This window comes from Streptomyces sp. S3(2020) (genome assembly GCF_013044505.1).
In the GTDB taxonomy this organism is placed as follows: Bacteria; Actinomycetota; Actinomycetes; order Streptomycetales; family Streptomycetaceae; genus Streptomyces.
Genome location: NZ_JABERD010000194.1, coordinates 1 through 18,415, shown reverse-complemented (window position 1 = coordinate 18,415; position 18,415 = coordinate 1). Strand labels below are relative to the sequence as shown.

Annotated in this window: 19 protein-coding genes, 1 pseudogene and 1 riboswitch; of the genes and pseudogenes, 6 read left to right on the top strand and 14 right to left on the bottom strand. The window is 70.1% G+C overall.

Annotated elements, in window-relative coordinates; all coding sequences use genetic code 11:
* Nucleotides 1-88: 88 nt before the first annotated feature.
* The 4 genes and pseudogenes from HLK59_RS38835 to HLK59_RS38820 form a co-directional block, all read left to right on the top strand.
* A pseudogene (locus tag HLK59_RS38835) lies at nucleotides 89-517 on the top strand (hypothetical protein); the annotation flags it as partial.
* 95 nt (nucleotides 518-612) lie between these two features.
* On the top strand, nucleotides 613-1,032 hold the full coding sequence (locus HLK59_RS38830) for a VOC family protein (RefSeq protein ID WP_171146347.1): 420 nt from the start codon (nucleotides 613-615) through the stop codon (nucleotides 1,030-1,032).
* Nucleotides 1,033-1,058: 26 nt separating this feature from the next.
* The gene (locus tag HLK59_RS38825) at nucleotides 1,059-2,180 is read left to right on the top strand and encodes an LOG family protein (RefSeq protein ID WP_171146346.1); all 1,122 of its coding nucleotides are present in this window, start codon (nucleotides 1,059-1,061) and stop codon (nucleotides 2,178-2,180) included.
* A gap of 147 nt (nucleotides 2,181-2,327) precedes the next feature.
* Nucleotides 2,328-3,032, top strand: coding sequence for an LAETG motif-containing sortase-dependent surface protein (locus HLK59_RS38820; RefSeq protein WP_171146345.1), 705 nt, complete (start codon nucleotides 2,328-2,330; stop codon nucleotides 3,030-3,032).
* Nucleotides 3,033-3,091: 59 nt separating this feature from the next.
* Here HLK59_RS38820 and HLK59_RS38815 read toward each other — a convergent pair whose 3' ends face one another.
* The 6 genes from HLK59_RS38815 to HLK59_RS38790 all read right to left on the bottom strand — a co-directional run bounded on the left by HLK59_RS38815 (nucleotide 3,092) and on the right by HLK59_RS38790 (nucleotide 9,570).
* A complete protein-coding gene (locus HLK59_RS38815; RefSeq protein ID WP_171146344.1) occupies nucleotides 3,092-3,889 on the bottom strand; it encodes a maleylpyruvate isomerase family mycothiol-dependent enzyme in 798 nt (265 codons plus the stop codon).
* Between the two features lie 24 nt (nucleotides 3,890-3,913).
* On the bottom strand, nucleotides 3,914-4,936 hold the full coding sequence (locus HLK59_RS38810; protein WP_171146343.1) for an ABC transporter ATP-binding protein: 1,023 nt from the start codon (nucleotides 4,934-4,936) through the stop codon (nucleotides 3,914-3,916).
* A complete protein-coding gene (locus HLK59_RS38805) occupies nucleotides 4,936-6,537 on the bottom strand; it encodes an iron ABC transporter permease (RefSeq protein ID WP_171146342.1) in 1,602 nt (533 codons plus the stop codon). Before HLK59_RS38805 ends, HLK59_RS38810 begins: the two co-directional genes overlap by 1 nt.
* Nucleotides 6,538-6,581: 44 nt before the next feature.
* Nucleotides 6,582-7,670: a thiamine ABC transporter substrate-binding protein gene (locus tag HLK59_RS38800; RefSeq protein ID WP_171146341.1), complete on the bottom strand. Its 1,089-nt coding sequence runs from the start codon at nucleotides 7,668-7,670 to the stop codon at nucleotides 6,582-6,584.
* 88 nt (nucleotides 7,671-7,758) lie between these two features.
* A riboswitch (TPP riboswitch) is annotated at nucleotides 7,759-7,864 on the bottom strand.
* A gap of 23 nt (nucleotides 7,865-7,887) precedes the next feature.
* The gene (rlmN, locus tag HLK59_RS38795; RefSeq protein WP_171146340.1) at nucleotides 7,888-8,994 is read right to left on the bottom strand and encodes a 23S rRNA (adenine(2503)-C(2))-methyltransferase RlmN; all 1,107 of its coding nucleotides are present in this window, start codon (nucleotides 8,992-8,994) and stop codon (nucleotides 7,888-7,890) included.
* Between the two features lie 42 nt (nucleotides 8,995-9,036).
* Nucleotides 9,037-9,570 (bottom strand): NUDIX domain-containing protein, encoded by a 534-nt coding sequence (locus HLK59_RS38790; RefSeq protein ID WP_171146339.1) that lies wholly within the window; start codon nucleotides 9,568-9,570, stop codon nucleotides 9,037-9,039.
* A 140-nt stretch (nucleotides 9,571-9,710) separates the two neighbouring features.
* Between HLK59_RS38790 and HLK59_RS38785 the strand changes: the two genes are divergently transcribed.
* On the top strand, nucleotides 9,711-10,115 hold the full coding sequence (locus HLK59_RS38785; protein ID WP_171146338.1) for a hypothetical protein: 405 nt from the start codon (nucleotides 9,711-9,713) through the stop codon (nucleotides 10,113-10,115).
* Nucleotides 10,116-10,189: 74 nt separating this feature from the next.
* On the opposite strand, the gene HLK59_RS38780 is transcribed toward HLK59_RS38785, so the two are convergent.
* The 5 genes from HLK59_RS38780 to rpsB all read right to left on the bottom strand — a co-directional run bounded on the left by HLK59_RS38780 (nucleotide 10,190) and on the right by rpsB (nucleotide 14,818).
* Complete coding sequence (locus HLK59_RS38780; protein ID WP_171146337.1) at nucleotides 10,190-11,323, bottom strand: phosphatidate cytidylyltransferase; 1,134 nt, start codon at nucleotides 11,321-11,323, stop codon at nucleotides 10,190-10,192.
* Nucleotides 11,323-11,880 (bottom strand): ribosome recycling factor, encoded by a 558-nt coding sequence (gene frr / locus HLK59_RS38775; RefSeq protein ID WP_171146336.1) that lies wholly within the window; start codon nucleotides 11,878-11,880, stop codon nucleotides 11,323-11,325. The genes HLK59_RS38780 and frr overlap by 1 nt, the downstream gene beginning before the upstream one ends.
* Nucleotides 11,881-12,026: 146 nt before the next feature.
* On the bottom strand, nucleotides 12,027-12,785 hold the full coding sequence (pyrH, locus tag HLK59_RS38770; protein ID WP_171146335.1) for a UMP kinase: 759 nt from the start codon (nucleotides 12,783-12,785) through the stop codon (nucleotides 12,027-12,029).
* Nucleotides 12,786-12,965: 180 nt separating this feature from the next.
* Nucleotides 12,966-13,802: a translation elongation factor Ts gene (gene tsf, locus HLK59_RS38765; protein WP_171146334.1), complete on the bottom strand. Its 837-nt coding sequence runs from the start codon at nucleotides 13,800-13,802 to the stop codon at nucleotides 12,966-12,968.
* 95 nt (nucleotides 13,803-13,897) lie between these two features.
* On the bottom strand, nucleotides 13,898-14,818 hold the full coding sequence (rpsB, locus tag HLK59_RS38760) for a 30S ribosomal protein S2 (RefSeq protein WP_171146333.1): 921 nt from the start codon (nucleotides 14,816-14,818) through the stop codon (nucleotides 13,898-13,900).
* Between the two features lie 290 nt (nucleotides 14,819-15,108).
* On the opposite strand from rpsB, the gene HLK59_RS38755 reads away from it, so the two are divergent.
* A complete protein-coding gene (locus HLK59_RS38755) occupies nucleotides 15,109-15,678 on the top strand; it encodes a M23 family metallopeptidase (RefSeq protein WP_240982897.1) in 570 nt (189 codons plus the stop codon).
* Here the strand turns inward: HLK59_RS38755 and HLK59_RS38750 are convergent.
* The 3 genes from HLK59_RS38750 to dprA all read right to left on the bottom strand — a co-directional run.
* Nucleotides 15,650-16,207 carry a TetR/AcrR family transcriptional regulator gene (locus HLK59_RS38750; protein ID WP_171146348.1) on the bottom strand — a complete coding sequence of 186 codons (558 nt, stop codon included), beginning with the start codon at nucleotides 16,205-16,207 and terminating at the stop codon, nucleotides 15,650-15,652. The genes HLK59_RS38755 and HLK59_RS38750 overlap by 29 nt on opposite strands.
* A 94-nt stretch (nucleotides 16,208-16,301) precedes the next feature.
* Entirely contained in the window at nucleotides 16,302-17,141 is an 840-nt protein-coding gene (gene whiG / locus HLK59_RS38745) for an RNA polymerase sigma factor WhiG (protein WP_171146331.1), read from the bottom strand.
* Nucleotides 17,142-17,424: 283 nt separating this feature from the next.
* Nucleotides 17,425-18,415: DNA-processing protein DprA (dprA, locus tag HLK59_RS38740; RefSeq protein WP_171146330.1), on the bottom strand; the 991-nt coding region annotated here is incomplete at its 5' end.

Below are 18,415 nucleotides of genomic sequence, written 5' to 3'. Positions count from 1 at the left end.
TGTGGCGGTGTTGTTTCAAGCAGAGTACGTCATACTAGATGCTCAGGAGTATCGTAGGCTCGGAGTTGTGTAGCAGGGACAGCTCGTGGGCCCCGGCCTCACCCACCTCTGCGGCCGTCTCCTGCAAGCGGTCCGCCCGGGCGCCCTGCGCCTCCTGGCCGGCCGGGTCCTCATGGAGGAGGCGACCCGTATCGGCCGCCCCCTCGGCGTGGTCTGCGCGGTCGCCTCCGCCACGTACGCCATGGCCGAGCTCCATCACCCCGGCAGCGACGCCTTCGGCCCTCTCACCGCCCTCGGCACCCTCCTGGTGACCGGCTGCACGGTGGCGACCCTGCTCACCGCGGCCGTGGAGGCGAAACACGCGCGCGCGGACACCACCGCCGCGCTCCTGCGCCTGGGCGCCCCCGCGACCATGCTCCGCAGCGCGGCCGCCCTGCGCGCGGGCGCGGTGCTCGCGCTGTTCGGCCCTCTCACCCTCGTCGTCGCGGAGCTCGCGGCGATGCCACTGGCCCGCTGAAACCCGTCCGAGAAAAATGACCAGCCGCCGATCAGTTCCGCTCGGCGCCCCGGTCTACCCACCGAACACGACGTCCCCGATGGGAGAGACCAGAGATGACCTCCACCGCGTACCAGCAGATGATCTTCGTCAACCTGCCGGTCACCGACCTCGATGCCGCGAAGAAGTTCTTCACGGAGCTCGGCTACTCGATCAACCCCCAGTTCAGCGACGAGAACGCGGCTTCCGTGGTGATCAGCGACACCATCGTCGCGATGCTGCTCACCAAGTCGTTCTACTCGACCTTCACGAAGAAGGAGATCGCGGACGCCACGACGACCAGCGAGGTGCTGATCTGTCTGAGCGCCGAGAGCCGCGAGAAGGTCGACGAGCTGGTCGAGAAGGCGGGCGCCTCGGGCGGCACGATCTCGGACAAGGTCCAGGACCACGGTTTCATGTACGGCCGCGCGTTCGACGACCTCGACGGCCACACCTGGGAGGTCGTGTGGATGGACCCGGCCGCCATCCAGGGCTGAGCGACAGCCGTGTCTAGCATGGGCGGGTGCAGACGATGCCCGCCCATGCGGCCCACCACAACGACCGCGAGATCGAGAGCCTCGAAGAATTCGACGCCACGGTCTCGGCCCGCGGCACCCTCGCGGGCTTCCGTGTCCAGGCCGTCGATCTGACGGACCGCACACGGGAGTTGCTCGCCACGGACACCACGGGTGCCGTCTTCCTCGGATGCCCGATGCGCGCGGACGCGACCGCCAAGGTCCACGCGGACGGCGCGATGGTCTTCCCGCCCGTCCCGGACCTGCCGTTCGACCCGTACCGCGGTCTCCTCTACGCGCCGGACGAACTCTTCGCCGGGCTCGGCAAGGGCTACGAGGAGACGCTCGACGCCCGTGCGTACGCCTGGTTCCAGCGGACCAGGGCCGACGGCGACATACGCGCCTCGATGCTGCGCGCGATCCATGACGACGCGGTCTCGGACGCGCTCGACGAACTCCTCAGGGGCACAAGGGTCGTGGGCGTGATGGGCGGCCACGCGATGGGCCGCGGCACGGAGGCCTACGCCGGTGCCGCACGGCTCGGCCGCGAGCTGGCCCGCGCCGGCCTCACGGTCGCCACCGGAGGCGGCCCGGGCGCGATGGAGGCGGCGAACCTGGGCGCGTACGCCGCCCCCTTCGACGACGGGATGCTCACCGAGGCGCTGCGACTCCTCGGCAAGGCACCGAAGTTCACGCCCTCGATCACCGACTGGGCGGCGGCCGCCTTCGAGGTGCGCACCCGCTGGCCCCGGGGCGGCACCTCCGTCGGCATCCCGACCTGGTTCTACGGCCACGAGCCGCCGAACCCCTTCGCGTCGCACATCGCCAAGTACTTCGCCAACGCCACCCGCGAGGACGGCCTGCTGGCCCGCTCCACCGCCGGTGTGGTGTTCCTGCCGGGCGCCGCCGGCACCGTACAGGAGATCTTCGACAACGCGACGCCCAACTACTACGAGTCCCGCGGTGAGCCGACGCCCATGGTGCTCGTCGACCGGGCGCACTGGACCGAGAAGCTGCCCACGTGGCCGTTGTTGCGGTCACTTGCCCGGGAGCGGTCGATGGAGTCGCGAATCGCCCTGGTTGACCGAATCGAGGAGGCTCCGGAGGCGTTGAAACGTCTCGGTGGTTAATAAGACGGCAAAGGCAATGCTCAGGATGCGCATACACGTTGACACTTCTTACGTCACGCTTATAAACCTGTGAGTCTCTTGGGGATCGTGATGTCACGTCACTTCTCCCTCAACCCCCCGCATTTGCGCATCTTGTAAAGGACAAACGTGGCAGTTCTGTCCATATCCCGCCGCACCATCGCCCGTTCCGCTCGCGCCCTCGGTGTCGCCTCCGCCTCGGCCGCGCTCGCGCTGGGCGTCGCCGGCAACGCGCTGGCGTGCAACATCAACGAGTTCTCCGCCGAAGCCAAGTGCGAAGGCACCCAGGGCGTCATCACCGTCACCGACGTCGACAAGGCCGGCGTCGAGGCCACCGTCTCCGTGTACCTGGTGAACAACAACGCCGACGTCCGCATGGTCGGCGAGAAGACGGTGAAGGGCTCCAAGGAGGGCACCACCATCACCTTCGAGGAGGACTGGGCGCCCAACGCGGAGTACCGCATCCACGTGGAAGCCCTGCCCTACATCAAGGGTGAGGACATCAAGCCGAACCTGACGACCCCCTCCACGGCCTGCAAGACGGAGGAGGAGTCCCCGACCCCGACGGCCACCCCGTCGCCGTCGGACTCCGCCACCCCGCCGGCCGAGGAGTCCTCCAGCCCGACCCCGTCGGCCTCGGAGAGCGAGAGCACCGCCCCGGCGTCCTCGCCGAGCAACGCGCCGACCCCCGCGGCCGGTGACTCCAACCTCGCCGAGACCGGTGCGAACTCCAACACCGGTGTCATCGCCGGCATCGCGGCGGCCCTGGTCGCCATCGGTGGCGGCGCGGTCTTCTTCGGCATGCGTCGTCGTGGGGCGAGCAGCACCCGCTGACGTCCCGCGAAGCAATACCGCTGTGGCCCGTCCTCGTCAGGGGACGGGCCGCAGTCGTGTCAGCCGAACGTGGCACGCGCCAGCCAGAACTCCAGCAGCTCCCGATCGCCCAGCACCTCCAACTCCGGGCTGTCCAGCGGCAGCCGACGGTAGAAGGCCAGGAGTACGGCGGTCAGCGGCCCCCTGAGCGCTACGGTCGCCTTCTCGTGCCCCCGCCGCCAGACGATGACGCCGTCGGTCAGTTCGATCAGCCACTCGGCATGGAGCCCGGGTGTGCCGTTGGTGGCGTGCAGATGCAGGCTGCGCCCGGCGCCGACCAGCTCCGCGGCCTCGTCGTGCGGCATGGTCCGCTGCACGAACTCCACGATCTGAAGCCACTCGTCGATCGCGTCGGCGGCGATGTCGGGCGCGACCTCGTAGGGCAGCCCCGCGGCAAGGGTGGCGTCGGCGCGGTGGACCGTGAGCTCGTGGGCCATCCGGCGGGCCCAGAAGCCGGAGCTGGGGATCCCTGCCCAGGCCCACACCTCGGTGTCCGGCCCGGCCTCCCGGAGCGTCCCGACGAGCATCTCGGCGGTCTCGGCGAGCCACGCGTCCAGCGCCGCCGCGTCTCCCGCGGCCTCGGGCCCGTCCCCCAAGGGCACCTGTTCCTCGGGGACTTCGGCCTCGGCCCTGGTGCGCACCATCAGCTCCACCCAGCGCAGGGCCCCGCCGGTGTGCCGTACCAGCCGCTCCAGCGACCAGTCGGGGCACGTCGGCACGGTCACGGACAGATCGGCGCCCGAGGTCACCACGGACCTCAGCAGGCCGACCTGGTGGGCGATCTCGTCGCAGTAGCGGTCATGAGCGAGCGGCGTCATGCCCCGCACCCTATGGGCCCCGGATCAGCCGAGCACGACGATTTCGGCCGCGTCGAACTCCACGCCGACCCGGTCCCCGACCTCCGGCGCCTCCCGCAGGGCGCACGCCGCCTCGAGGTGCGGCGCGTCCCCCTCCGGCCGCAGCCGTACGGCGACATGCGTGCCCTTGAACGTGCGGGCGGCGACCGTGCAGGGCAGCCCCTCGTCGGCGCCCGTGAGCCGCACGCCCGCGGGCCGCACCAGCAGGCCGCGCAGACCCTGGGCGGCGTCCACGGGGACCGGCAGCTTGCCCCAGGGCGTGTCCGCGGCCTCGCCGCCGACCACGCCCTCCACGACGTTCTCGAAGCCGAGGAAGCGGGCCACGAACTCGTTCGCGGGCCGCTGCCACACCTCCAGGGGCGTACCGGACTGGGCGATCCGCCCGTCCCGCATCACCACGACCCGGTCGGCGAGCGCGAACGCCTCGCCCTGGTCGTGGGTGACCGCGAGGACGGTGGTCCCCAACCGGCCGAACAGCTCGCGCAGTTCGACCACGAGCCGCTCCCGCAGCGAGCGGTCCAGCTGCCCGAGCGGCTCGTCCAGCATCAGCAGCCGCGGCCGGGGCGCGAGGGCACGGGCCAGCGCGACCCGCTGCTGCTCACCGCCGGAGAGCGAGGCGACGGCCCGTCGACCGGCGCCCGGAAGCCCGACGAGGTCGAGCAACTCCCGTACGCGCGAGTCCTGTTCGGTTCTGGAAGCCCCGTGCATCCGCAGCCCGAACGCCACGTTGCCGCCCACGTCCCGCTGCGGGAACAGCTGATGGTCCTGGAACATCAGCCCGACCCCGCGCCGGTGCGCGGCCACCCCCGCCTGATCGCGTCCGTCCAGCGACACCCGTCCCTCGTCGAGGTGTTGCAGACCGGCGACCGCCCGCAGCAGCGTCGACTTCCCGCTCCCGCTGGGCCCGAGCACGCACACGATCTCGTGCTCGGCGACCGACAGGTCGACCCCGTCCAGCACCGCCCGCCCGCCGAAGCGGACCGTGGCGCCCTTGAGACTCAGCAGCATCAGAACTCACCCGTCCGATCGGTCCGCAGCCGCTCAAGGACCAGCAGCGCCACCGCGCACACCACCATCAGAATCGTCGAAAGGGCCATCGCCTGGCCGTAGTTGAGCTCCCCGGCGCGCCCCAGCAGCCGCGCCACGGCGACCGGCAGCGTCGGGTTGTCGGGCCGCGCGATGAACACGGTCGCCCCGAACTCCCCCAGCGACACGGCGAACGCGAACCCGGCCGCGATCAGCAACGCCCGCCGCACCAGGGGCAGATCGACCTCCCGCCACACCCGCCAGGGCGACGCCCCGAGCACGGACGCGGCCTCCCGCAGCCGGTGGTCCACGGCCCGCAGCACGGGCAGCATGGTCCGTACGACGAAGGGCACACCGACCAGTGCCTGCGCGAGCGGCACCAGGATCCACGTCGCCCGCAGATCCAGCGGCGGCTCGTCGAGGGCGATCAGGAACCCGAACCCGACGGTCACCGCGGACACCCCCAGCGGCAGCATCAGCAGCGCGTCGAAGCCCCGGACGAACCGCCCCGCGTCCCGCCGGGTCAGCGCGGCCGCGGCGAGACCGCCGATCACCACCGCGATGGCGGTGGCGGCGGCGGCGTACTCCAGCGAGTTCCCGATGGCCTCGATCGGCGGGACGAGGAAGACCCCGCCGTCGCTGTGGGTGAGCGCCCGGTAGTAGCCGAAGCCGGGGGCGTCGAGGGACCGCTGCACCAGCACGGCGAGCGGCAGCAGAAGCAGGACGGCGACGGTGGCCAGCACCCCGGCAAGGAGCGCCCACTGCCCGGCCCCGCGCGGTCGCCGGGCCGTCACGGACGGGTCCACCAGCCGCAGCGCGGTCTCCCGCCGCCGTACGGTCCATGCGTGCAGGGCGAGGATCGCGCCGACGGCCACGAACTGGACGATCGTGAGGACCGCGGCCGTGGCGAGGTCGAAGATCTCCGAGGTCTGCCGGTAGATCTCCACTTCGAGGGTGGAGAAGGTTGGCCCGCCGAGGATCTGCACCACGCCGAAGGAGGTGAAGGTGAACAGGAAGACCATGAGGGCGGCGGCCGCCACGGCGGGCCCGAGCGCGGGCAGGGTCACCTTCCGCCAGGCGGTGAGGCGCGAGGCGCCCAGCATCCGCGCGGCCTCCTCCTGGCGCGGGTCCAGCTGCGACCAGAGCCCGCCGACCGTGCGGACGACGACGGCGTAGTTGAAGAAGACGTGCGCGAGCAGGATCGCCCACACCGTCGTGTCCAGCCGTACGCCCCACAGCTCGTCGAGCAGCCCCCCGCGCCCGAGCAGCGCCAGGAACGCCGTACCGACGACGACCGTCGGCAGCACGAACGGCACCGTCACGACCGCCCGCAGGATCTGCTTGCCCGGGAAGTCGAAGCGGGCGAAGACATGGGCGCCCGGCAGCGCGATCAGCAGGGTGAGCGCGGTGGAGGCGAGGGCCTGCCAGGTGGTGAACCACAGGACGTGCCGGATGTCGGACTGCGCGAGCACGTCCGTGATCCGGCCGAACTGCCACGTGCCGTCGACTTTCAGCCCGCGGGCCACGATCGCGGCGACGGGCCAGGCGAAGAAGACCCCGAAGAACGCGACGGGCAGGGCCATGAGCCCGAGCCGCGCCGCGTTCCCCTTGAGACCCCCGCGCGGGGCTACTTCAGTACGAGCGAGGTCCACGACTTGACCCACTGGTCACGGTTGGCGGCGATCTTGGCGGGGTCCAGGGTCTCGGGGTCCTTGGCGGCGGGCCCGTACTTGGTGAACTCGGCGGGCACGGCCGCACCCTCGACCACGGGGTAGACGAACATGTTGAGCGGCATGTCCTCCTGGAACTTCTTGCTGATCAGGAAGTCGATGAGCGCCTTGCCGCCCTTGCTGTTCGCCGCGTTGCTCAGCAGCCCGGCGAACTCGACCTGCCGGAAGCAGGTGCCGTCGGCGACCCCGGTCGGGGCGGTCGTCGGCTTCGGGTCGGCGTAGATGACCTCGGCGGGCGGCGAGGAGGCGTAGGAGACGACGAGCGGCCGGTCGGCCTTGGCCTTCTTGCCGCCGGCGGACCCGGAGAACTCCTCGTTGTAGGCCTGCTCCCAGCCGTCGACGACCTTCACGCCGTTGGCCTTGAGCTTCGTCCAGTAGCCCTCCCAGCCGCTGTCGCCGTACTTGGCGGCGGTGCCCAGGAGGAAGCCCAGGCCCGGCGAGGAGGTGGAGGCGTTCTCGGTGACGAGGAGGTTCTTGTAGGCCGGCTTGATCAGGTCGTCGAGGGAGGCCGGGGGCGCCAGCTCGTGCTCGCTGAAGTAGGCCTTGTCGTAGTTGACGCAGATGTCGCCGTAGTCGACGGGGGTGACCCGGTGCTTGTCGGCGTCGAGCTGGTACTGCTCGCCCACGGACCCGAGCCCCTTGGCCTCGTACGGCTGGAAGAGCCCGTTGTCGAGCGCCCTCGACAGCAGGGTGTTGTCGACGCCGAAGAAGACGTCTCCCTGCGGGTTGTCCTTGGTCAGGATGGCCTTGTTGACGGCCTGCCCGGCGTCGCCGTCCTCCAGGACCTTGACCTGGTACCCGGACTCCTTCTCGAACGCGGCGAGCACGCTCTTGGAGACGGCCCACGAATTGTGGCTGACCAGGGTGACGGTCTTGGAGTCGCCGCCCGCGCTGTCGCTGTCGGACGATCCGCACCCGGACAACGCCGGGAGCGCGACGAGACCGAACCCGACGGCGAAGACCGTGGCCTTCTTGGTGATGCTCACTGGATTCCTCCTGGGGGTGACCAGGAAGAGACGCGGCCCTGCCCGGGATGGTGGAGGGAATCCACGGCTCCCGGGCAGGGCGCAACAGCTCGAGTGGTGACCGATCTCCCTACCCAGAATGACCTGGGCCAGGTTCGGAGGGTCTGCGGCCGATGCCGCACTCTCAGCGCTGTGGCGCTCCCCTGTCGGAATATGAAGATGTACCTACGAGCTCAGGTTACCGCTCGCCGGCCGCCAGCTGACCGCAGGCCCCGTCGATCTCCTGCCCACGGGTGTCCCGAACGGTGACGGGCACCCCGTGCGCGGCGATGGCCTCGACGAAGGCCTTCTCGTCCTCCGGTCGGGAGGCCGTCCACTTGGACCCGGGAGTCGGGTTCAGCGGAATGAGGTTCACATGCACGGGCTTGCCCCGGAGCAGCCGCCCGAGGCGGTCACCACGCCAGGCCTGGTCGTTGATGTCCCGGATGAGCGCGTACTCGATGGAGAGCCGGCGCCCCGACTTCTCGACGTACTCGAATCCGGCGTCGAGCACCTCGCGCACCTTCCACCGTGTGTTCACGGGGACGAGGGTGTCGCGCAGCTCGTCGTCCGGTGCGTGCAGCGAGATCGCGAGCCGGCACTTGAAGCCCTCGTCGGCGAACCGGTGGATGGCCGGCACCAGCCCGACGGTCGAGACGGTGATGCCGCGCTGCGAGATGCCGAGTCCGTCGGGGGCGGGGTCGGTGAGGGCCCGGATGGACTGCACGACCCGCTTGTAGTTGGCGAGCGGCTCGCCCATGCCCATGAAGACGATGTTGGAGAGCCGCGCGGGACCACCGGGCACGTCCCCGTCGCGCAGCGCCCGCATGCCGTCCACGATCTGGTGGACGATCTCGGCGGTGGACAGGTTCCGGTCCAGCCCGGCCTGTCCGGTGGCGCAGAACGGACAGTTCATCCCGCACCCGGCCTGCGAGCTGATGCACATGGTCACCCGGTCCGGGTACCGCATCAGCACCGACTCCACGAGCGTCCCGTCGAACAGCCGCCACAGCGTCTTGCGCGTGGTCCCCTGGTCGGTCGACAGATGCCGTACGACGGTCATCAGCTCGGGAAGCAGCGCCTCCTGGAGCTTGGGCCGGGCCGCGGCCGGGATATCGGTCCACTGCTCCGGGTCGTGCGCGTACCGCGCGAAGTAGTGCTGCGAGAGCTGCTTGGCACGAAACGGCTTCTCACCGATCTCGGCCACGACGTCCTTGCGCTCGGCAGGCGTGAGATCGGCAAGGTGCCGCGGCGGCTTCTTGGCTCCGCGGGGGGCGACGAAAGTGAGTTCTCCGGGCTTGGGCATGGTCATACCAGTGTCGCAGATCAACCGGAGTGCCCCAGTCGGCTACCGCCACGCCCAGAGGTGGGCGGAAACCACGCCGTCGCCGGCCTCCCTGGTCCAGAAGTTCCCCGAGGCAAGACCCGGTACCCGGACGTCGACGTCGTGGAAGACGTACTCGGAGGCCAGACCGGGGTACGAGGGTGAGGAGTCCCTGCGCAGGCGGCGTTCGGAGACAGCGCCCACGACGACTCCGGGGCCCTCGACGCCGAGTTCCTCGGCCACGCACCGTCGTGCCGTGGCGGACGCCTCCTCGCCGGGCTTCATCTTCTCGGCGGGGGCCTCGTCCCTGGGGCGCCATGTGCCGTCGGCCATCAGCTGCGCGATCTCCACGAGCTCCTTGCCGCCCTGCCGGATGCGCAGGGTGACCACGGTGACGCGGCGCAACGGCGGCTCGGAGTCCAGGACCGTCTCTCCCGCCTCGATCTCGTCCCACAGGTGCTGCACGGACTTGGTCCCGCCGGTCCCCCACGACTCGTGAGGAATCCCGCTCCTCTCCAGCCACTCCCGCAGTTGCCCCAGGCTGTCCGGAACCCGCATACGCCCCCGCCCCTCACGGTGTAGCCCGCTCCACCCCCGTACGGGAGGCAGCTGCCTCGTAGCAGGGGACCCTACGGCGGAATCGTGGACGGCACACAGATCGCAGCAGCGCCCTGTGCCTTCCAGGAGGGGACCGTTCCATGGCCGTCAACCGCCGACGCGGACGCCGTATCGCCGCCATCGCCACCACCGTCGCCGCCGTCACGCTGACCGCCGGGCTCCTCACCGGCTGCGAGGACACCGATGACGCGCTCGACTGCCTCACCAACGCCGACACGATCGCCGACAGCCTCAAGGCGATCCACGAGGCCGGCTGGGACGCGGCGAAGGACCCGTCGAAGACCGACGAATCCATCGACACCATCGAGAAGAACCTCGACAAGATCAACGACGACACGGACGACAGCAAGGTCGACAAGGCCGTCGACGACCTGAACAAGGCCATCGACGACTACAACAAGTCCATCCTCGACGGCGACACCGACCCGGACAGCAGCCGGATCGACGCCGCCGCGGACGAGCTGACGGACGTCTGCACGTCCTAGCCGGCGGGGAACAGGAGAAGCCCCCGCCGAAGCGGGGGCTTCTCCCAGGTACGGAAACGATCAGCCAAAACCGGTCACCCGGAACCGACGAACAACACCAGCAGCAGCCACACCACCGGCGCCGTCGGCAGCAGCGAGTCCAGCCGGTCCATGATGCCGCCGTGTCCCGGCAGCAGCGTGCCCATGTCCTTGATGCCCAGGTCCCGCTTGATCATCGACTCGCCGAGGTCACCGAGCGTGGCGCTCGCCGCGACCGCGACGCCCAGCAGCAGGCCCTGCCACCAGGTGCCGTCATCGATCGCGAACTCCATCAGCAACGCGCCCGCCACCATCGCGAACGCGACCGCCCCGAACAGGCCCTCACGGGTCTTGCCGGGGCTGATGCGCGGCGCGAGCTTGTGCCTGCCGAAGCGCCAGCCGACGGCGTACGCCCCGGTGTCGCTGACGACCGTCAGGACCAGGAACGTCATGACACGGAACGCACCGTCGTCCGCGGTGAGCATCATCGCGACGAACGTCGCCAGGAACGGCACGTAGAACGCCGCGAAGACCCCCGCGGTGACGTCCTTCAGATAACCCTCGGGCGGCTCGGTCATCCGCCAGACCAGGACGGCCAGCGCGGTGAGCGCCATCGCCACCCAGGCACCCTCGGCACCCCGGACGTACCCGGCGACGACCATGGCCGCACCGCCGACCGCCAGCGGCACGAGCGGCGCCTTGATGCCCTTGCGCTCCTCCAGCCGGGACGTCAGCTCCCACAGTCCGACGACGACGGCGACCGCTATGACGCCGACGAAGACGGCCTTGACGACGAACAAGGACGCGACGATCACCGCACCGAGCCCGACACCGACCCCTATGGCCGCACCCAGATCCCGCCCCGCGCTCTTCTTCTGCGGCGCGGGAGCCGGCTGCGGGGCGTCGGGCATGGGCTCCGGATTCTGCGGCGCCGCCGCACGGGGCTGCGCCGACGTGGTTTCGTCGCGGAACAAGGGGCCGCTCAGCCGAGCGGCCCCCCGGTCGTCATCCTGGTCGTCGCCGTATCGGGGCACGGCGGGTCCGTCAGGCACGATGGGCATGGGGCGAGTGTGCTGCGCCTCAGGCGCATCGTACGCGGGACCCGCCGGGGCAGCCCCCTGGACAGGCCCCTGGTCGGACGGCCCCCAGTACCCGGCTTGTGGCGGCGCTCCCCAGGAAGAGTCGTTCATCAGACCTCGAGAAGCTCCGCTTCCTTGTGCTTCAGGAGCTCGTCCACCTGGGCGACGTACTTGTGCGTCGCGTCGTCGAGCTCCTTCTCCGCACGACGGCCCTCGTCCTCGCCGACCTCGCCGTCCTTGACGAGCTTGTCGATCGAGTCCTTGGCCTTGCGGCGGACCGCGCGGATGGACACGCGCGAGTCCTCGGCCTTGCCCTTGGCGACCTTGATGTAGTCGCGGCGGCGCTCCTCGGTGAGCTCGGGGAACGTCACCCGGATGATGTTGCCGTCGTTGCTCGGGTTGACGCCCAGGTCCGAGTCGCGGATCGCCTGCTCGATGTTGCGCAGCGCGGTCTTGTCGAACGGGGTCACCACGGCCATGCGCGGCTCCGGCACGGAGAACGAAGCCAGCTGGTTGATCGGGGTCGGCGCACCGTAGTAGTCGGCCACGATCTTGTTGAACATCGCCGGGTGCGCACGGCCGGTGCGGATCGCGGCGAAGTCCTCCTTGGCGACCACGACGGCCTTCTCCATCTTCTCCTCGGCTTCGAGGAGGGTCTCTTCGATCACCACTTGCTCCTGCGTGTCTTGAGTGAGGCCCGGCTGCGGTTCCTTGGTGAGGGGCGGCGGCCGGCTGCGTCGCGTCTTCTTCCTGCACGGTTCCCGACCGGCAGGACATTGTCCATCCCCCGGTCAGGCTCCATGGGTGTTGCTGGTCAGTCCCGGCTGCCCTGGTCACCCACAAGCGTGCCGATCTTCTCACCCTTGACGGCGCGGGCGATATTGCCCTCCGCCAGCAGCTCGAAGACGAGGATCGGGAGCTTGTTGTCGCGGCACAGCGTGATGGCGGTCATGTCGGCGACCTTGAGGTCGCGGGTGATGACCTCGCCGTAGCTGAGCGAGTCGAACTTGACGGCCTCGGGGTTGGCCTTCGGGTCGGAGTCGTAGACCCCGTCCACGCCGTTCTTGCCCATGAGGAGCGCCTCGGCGTCGATCTCCAGGGCACGCTGGGCGGCGGTGGTGTCGGTCGAGAAGTACGGCATGCCCATACCGGCGCCGAAGATGACCACGCGGCCCTTCTCCAGGTGGCGCACGGCGCGCAGCGGGATGTACGGCTCGGCGACCTGGCCCATGGTGATGGCGGTCTGCACGCGGCTGTCGATGCCTTCCTTCTCCAGGAAGTCCTGGAGGGCGAGGCAGTTCATCACGGTGCCGAGCATGCCCATGTAGTCGGAGCGGGCGCGGTCCATGCCGCGCTGCTGGAGTTCGGCACCGCGGAAGAAGTTGCCGCCGCCGATGACGACCGCGATCTCCGCGCCGTCGCGTACGACGGCCGCGATCTCGCGGGCGATCTTGTGCACCACGTCGGGGTCGACGCCCAGGCCCCCGCCACCGGAGAAGGCCTCTCCGGACAGCTTCAGCAGAAACCGGCCGCTCACTTTGCCGTCGTCGCTCTTCTGGGCCTTGGTGGTCATCGGATTCTCCTCATGGTGCACATACGAAGAAGGCCATTGCCGATGGGAACTGGTTCGTATCCCATGCGCGGCAATGGCCTCCTCGTCAGATCTGCTGTCGTCCGCCACGCGCGTGCGTGGCGGCGTACCGGACGACTGTCTCCGACCCTATCGAGGTCGGCCGTCGCACGCGGTACGGACTCAGATGCCGACCTTGATACGCGTGAAGCGCTTCAGGGTGACACCGGCCTCGTCCAGAACCTTCTGGACGGACTTCTTGTTGTCGAGCGCGTACGGCTGACCGAGCAGCGTGGCGTCCTTGAAGAAGCCGTTGACGCGACCCTCGACGATCTTCGGCAGGGCGGCCTCGGGCTTGCCCTCGGCGCGGGTGGTCTCCTCGGCGACGCGGCGCTCGGACTCGACGACCTCGGCCGGCACGTCCTCCTTGGAGAGCCACTTCGGCGCGAAGGCGGCGATGTGCTGGGCGACACCCTTCGCCAGGTCGGCGTCGGCCTTGTCCAGCTCGACCAGGACACCGATCTGCGGGGGCAGGTCGGGCATGGTGCGGTGCATGTAGGAGAAGACGAAACCGTCGGCGAACTGCGCGAAGCGGTCCAGGACGATCTTCTCACCGAGGTTGGCGTTGGCCTCGTCCACGAACGCCTGAACGGTCTTGCCGGCCTCGATCTCGGAGGCGAGCAGGGCCGCGATGTCCGCCGGGGAGGTGGCGGCGACGTGCTCGGCGATCGCGGCGGCGACGGCCTGGAACTTCTCACCCTTGGCGACGAAGTCCGTCTCGCACTTCAGCTCGACCAGGACACCGGAGGTGTTGTCGTCGGCGATGAGGGAGACCACGGCGCCGTTCTCGGCGGAGCGGCCCTCGCGCTTGGCGACACCCTTCTGGCCCTTGATGCGCAGGGCCTCCACGGCCTTGTCGACATCGCCCTCGGCCTCGTCCAGGGCCTTCTTGCAGTCCATCATGCCGGCGCCGGTGAGCTCGCGGAGCTTCTTGACGTCGGCGGCGGTGTAGTTCGCCATGATTCCTGGAATCTCTCTCGAAGTCTGAAGATCTACGGGCCGAACGGCGGGGGCTGGTCGGCCCCCGCCGTCTAGAGACCCGAAGGGGTGAGGGGTCAGGCCTGCTCGGCCTCGGCGGCCGGAGCCTCGACAGCGGCCTCGGCCGGAGCCTCGGCAACGGGGGCCTCGGCGGCGGGCGCCTCAGCGGCGACCTCGGCCTCGGCAGCGGCCGGAGCCTCGGCGGCCGGGGCCTCCTCGGCCTTCTTCTCGCCCTCGAGCAGGTCGCGCTCCCACGCGGCGAGCGGCTCGCCCGCGCCCTTGTCACCCTTGTCGCCGGTGTTGACGCCGGAACGGGAGATGAGGCCCTCGGCGACAGCGTCGGCGATCACGCGGGTGAGCAGGGTGACGGAGCGGATCGCGTCGTCGTTGCCCGGGATCTTGTAGTCGACCTCGTCGGGGTCGCAGTTGGTGTCGAGGATGGCGACGACCGGGATGTTGAGCTTCCGGGCCTCGCCGACCGCGATGTGCTCCTTCTTGGTGTCCACGATCCAGACGGCGCTGGGCACCTTGGACATCTCGCGGATACCACCGAGGGTCTTCTCCAGCTTGGCCTTCTCGCGCGAGAGCACGAGAAGCTCCTTCTTGGTCAGACCCGACGCCGCGACGTCCTCGAAGTCGATCTGCTCGAGCTCCTTGAGGCGCTGCAGACGCTTGTAGACGGTGGAGAAGTTGGTGAGCATGCCGCCCAGCCAGCGCTGGTTCACGAAGGGCATGCCGACGCGCGTCGCCTGCTCGGCGATGGCCTCCTGCGCCTGCTTCTTCGTGCCGACGAACATGACCGTGCCGCCGTGGGCGACGGTCTCCTTGACGAACTCGTAGGCGCGGTCGATGTACGACAGCGACTGGAGCAGGTCGATGATGTAGATGCCGTTGCGCTCCGTGAAGATGAAGCGCTTCATCTTCGGGTTCCAACGACGGGTCTGGTGACCGAAGTGGACGCCGCTTTCCAGCAGCTCCCGCATCGTGACGACGGCCATGGCCGTTCTCCTTGTTTCTCGGTTATGTCCTGACGCCCGCGTGCGCCTTGCCACTGAGGACCGAGGGGCGCTGACAGGGACCGTTGCCGGCCGCCGTGTCGGGGCGTGCGAAGTCGACCCGGTGACCCGGATCGCCAGAAGAAGTGTACGGGACCCGCGGGGTACCGGGTGACGCCGCTGTCCACAACCGGGGAGCGGTCCACAGCTCCCGGCCATGATCACGGCTCTTCCCGCAGGGTTGCGGGATGCGAGCGATGCGATGTGTGAGCAGGGGTGGCCCGGTGTTACTCCTGGCCCTGGTGTTGAGGGTGCTGGTCGCGGGCCCGGTGTCGAGCGATCCGGCGCCGCCCGCGCCGGCCGCCCCGGACCCCGCGGTACCGGCCGTCGGCCGTGCCTGGCCGGTGGGGACGCGTCCCTCGGTCCTGCGGGGCTGGGAGCCCCCGGCGACGGCGTACAGCCGCGGCCACCGGGGCGTGGACCTGGCGGCGGCACCGGGCACACCAGTACGAGCGGTGGCGGCGGGGCGGGTCCTGTACGCGGGGCGGGTGGCCGGAAAGGGGGTGGTGTCGGTGGAACTGTCCGGCACGGATCTGCGGACGACGTACGAACCGGTGACGGCGTCGGTCGAGAAGGGCGCCGAGGTGGCAGCCGGCGAGGCGCTCGGCACGGTGGAGGCGGCGGGCTCGCACTGCACGGCTGCGTGCGTGCACTGGGGCCTGCGGAGAGGAGAGGTCTATCTGGACCCACTGTCCTTGCTGCCACCGTGGCTGCTGCACAGGGGCCCGTCCAGGCTCCTGCCGGTCCTGGGAGTACCGCTGCCGAACCCTGACGTCAGCCTCGGACGCCCCGCAGAGCCATAGTCACAGCGGCGTCGGTGATGGCCGAGGGATCCTCCGCCGCCCCCAGCTCGATCCGCCGCACAGCCGCGTCCACCACCCCTTGCAGCAACATCGCGGCGAGCCGGGGTTCCGCGTGCCCCATCTCCCCGAGGGCCTGGCCGATCATCGCCACCAGCCCACCGTGCGCGGCCCGGATCTTCTCCCGGGCGCCCGCGTCCAGCTCACTGGCCGAGATGGCCACGACGGCCCGATGCCGCCGGTCCCCGACCAGGGCGAGCTGGCGCCGCACATACGCCTCGACCTTGGCCTCGGGCCCCTCGGCCGCGGCCATCGCCGCCGAGACCTCCGCGGCCCAGACCGGGAAGTCGACCTCGCACAGCTCTTCGACGACCGCGGCCCGTGACCGGAAGTACTCGTACACGGAGGACCGCGCCAGCCCCGTCCGCTCGGCGAGGGCCGGGAACGTCAGCGCCTCCGTCCCGCCCTCGGACAGCAACGACCGAGCCGCGTCCAGCAGGGCGGCTCGCTGCATCGACCGGTGCTCGGCCACGGAGGCCGCTCGAATCCTTGGCACGTCGTCCACTTTACGGACGCACCGCGCCCGGCGGGAGTCACTCGCCTCGACGCTCCATCATTCGGCCAGGTCACCGGCCGAAGCTGGCCAGTTTCGCGCGCAGTTGCAGCACCGACTTGGTGTGGATCTGGCTGACCCGGCTCTCGGTCACACCCAGCACGTTCCCGATCTCGGCGAGCGTGAGTCCCTCGTAGTAGTAGAGCGTGACCACGGTCTTCTCCCGCTCGGGCAGCGTGTTGATGGCTCGCGCCAGGAACCGTCTGAGCTCCCGGTCCTCGGCCACCTCGACCGGATTGTCGGCGGCGGTGTCCTCCAGCGTGTCCATGACGCTGAGGCCGTCACCGCCCTCGCCCCCGACGTGCAGCAGTTCCTCCAGCGCAACCACGTTCGCCAGCGACAACTGGCTGAAGACCGCGTGGAGTTCGTCCACCGCGATCCCCATCTCGGAGGCCACCTCGCCCTCGCTGGGCGTCCGCCTCAGTCGCGCCTCCAGCGTCGCGTACGCCCGCTCGACGTTCCGTGCCTTCTGCCGCACCGAGCGCGGGATCCAGTCGAGCGCCCGGAGCTCGTCGATCATCGCGCCCCGGATCCGCGTGATCGCGTACGTCTCGAACTTGATCTCCCGGTCGATGTCGAACTTCTCGATCGCGTCGATGAGCCCGAAGACCCCGGAGGACACGAAGTCGGCCTGCTCCACGTTGGGCGGCAGACCCACGCTCACCCGGCCGGCCACGTACTTCACCAGCGGCGAGTAGTGCAGGATCAGCTGCTCCCGCAGCCGCTCGTCGCCCGTCGCCTTGTACGAACGCCACAGTTCGTCGAGTGTCGAGGGAGCGGGCGGCCGCACGCTACCGTCGCGGGCGGCTGGGGGGATCGCCGCCCGGTCGGACCCGGAGGTGTGCTGGGGCATTCGTCGCCTTGTGCCGTTCTGCCGTGAATGGGGTGTGCCTGGGTGAGCTGTCTGCCTGATGTCGAGTTCGATGCCGTGGTGCCGGTCTGTGCCGGAATCACCGTGAGCGTAGCGTGACTGGAGTGTCGCGGTGTGCGAAGGGCGTGGCGGAAGCTGTACGCAGATACGTTCCTTTGACCGCCCCGCCGGGTCACGGCGGTAGCTCTGCGTGACCATGCGGCGGGGCCAACTGCGGGAATTCCCAAGGCTGTCGGGGTTCCCCCGGACGGCCGAACACGCTCGGTCAGCATCGACTCCGACCGGCCCGGACGGAGATCATCGCCTGGCGTGTCAACTTCCAGCCGTCGCCGTGTCGTTCGACGTAACCAAGTGATCGGAGCTCGTACAGTCTCGCGATCGCGTCGTCCTCCGTCGTCTGCGCACCCCTCCCGACCTCGGCCCCACTCGCCGCGCCGCGTGACGGCAGCGCGGCCAGGACCCGCCGGGCGCCAGGTGCGAGCAGATCGCGCGGCAGGACGGGCCCTCTCCGGTCCGGGGCGAGCTCTCCCATGTCACCGACCAGCTCGACGATTTCCTCGGGATCGGTGACCAGGACCGCGTCCCCGCGCAGCAGCTCGTGCACCCCGGCGGAGAGTCCGCTGGTGGCCGGCCCGGGCACCCCCATGGTGTGCCGGCCGAGCCGCTGCGCCGCCCGCGCGGTGACGAGCGAACCGCTCCGATAGGCGGCCTCCACCACCACGGTCCCCCTGGTCAGCGCGGCGATCACCCGGTTCCGCAGCACGAACCTGCTCGGCGTCGGATGGTCGCCGGGCGGCAACTCCCCGACCACCAGACCCTGTTCCGCGATCCTGGTGATCAACTCGGTGTGCCCCGGCGGGTAGGGCCGGTCGACCCCGCAGGCCAGCACGGCGACGGTGGCCCCGCCGGCGCCGAGGGCACCGCGGTGAGCGGCCCCGTCGACGCCGTACGCTCCGCCGGACACGACGACCCACCCGCGTTCGGCGAGACCGCACGCGAGGGTGGCCGCCATATGAGCCCCGTACTCGGTGCACGCCCGGGCGCCGACGACGGCGACCGACCTGAGCGCCCACATCCGCAGACTGGGCGCGCCACGCACCCACAGCCCCAGCGGCCGCGCGTCGCCGAGGTCGTCGAGCTGCCCCGGCCACTCGGCGTCCCCGGGGCACACGAACCGCACCCCGGCCCGCCCGGCGACCTCAAGATCCGCGTGCGGCTCGGCCCGCCGGGCGGGCCGGGGTGCGGTTCGTGTGCCC

Bases quoted from the DNA above. Each gene is read 5' to 3' on its own strand.
- HLK59_RS38830 (WP_171146347.1), top strand. From the start codon at position 613: ATGACCTCCACCGCGTACCAGCAGATGATCTTCGTCAACCTGCCGGTC.
- HLK59_RS38815 (WP_171146344.1), bottom strand. From the start codon at position 3,889: ATGACGCCGCTCGCTCATGACCGCTACTGCGACGAGATCGCCCACCAG.
- HLK59_RS38810 (WP_171146343.1), bottom strand. From the start codon at position 4,936: ATGCTGCTGAGTCTCAAGGGCGCCACGGTCCGCTTCGGCGGGCGGGCG.
- HLK59_RS38805 (WP_171146342.1), bottom strand. From the start codon at position 6,537: ATGGCCCTGCCCGTCGCGTTCTTCGGGGTCTTCTTCGCCTGGCCCGTC.
- rlmN (WP_171146340.1), bottom strand. From the start codon at position 8,994: ATGCCCAAGCCCGGAGAACTCACTTTCGTCGCCCCCCGCGGAGCCAAG.
- HLK59_RS38790 (WP_171146339.1), bottom strand. From the start codon at position 9,570: ATGCGGGTTCCGGACAGCCTGGGGCAACTGCGGGAGTGGCTGGAGAGG.
- HLK59_RS38785 (WP_171146338.1), top strand. From the start codon at position 9,711: ATGGCCGTCAACCGCCGACGCGGACGCCGTATCGCCGCCATCGCCACC.
- HLK59_RS38780 (WP_171146337.1), bottom strand. From the start codon at position 11,323: ATGAACGACTCTTCCTGGGGAGCGCCGCCACAAGCCGGGTACTGGGGG.
- pyrH (WP_171146335.1), bottom strand. From the start codon at position 12,785: ATGACCACCAAGGCCCAGAAGAGCGACGACGGCAAAGTGAGCGGCCGG.
- tsf (WP_171146334.1), bottom strand. From the start codon at position 13,802: ATGGCGAACTACACCGCCGCCGACGTCAAGAAGCTCCGCGAGCTCACC.
- rpsB (WP_171146333.1), bottom strand. From the start codon at position 14,818: ATGGCCGTCGTCACGATGCGGGAGCTGCTGGAAAGCGGCGTCCACTTC.
- whiG (WP_171146331.1), bottom strand. From the start codon at position 17,141: ATGCCCCAGCACACCTCCGGGTCCGACCGGGCGGCGATCCCCCCAGCC.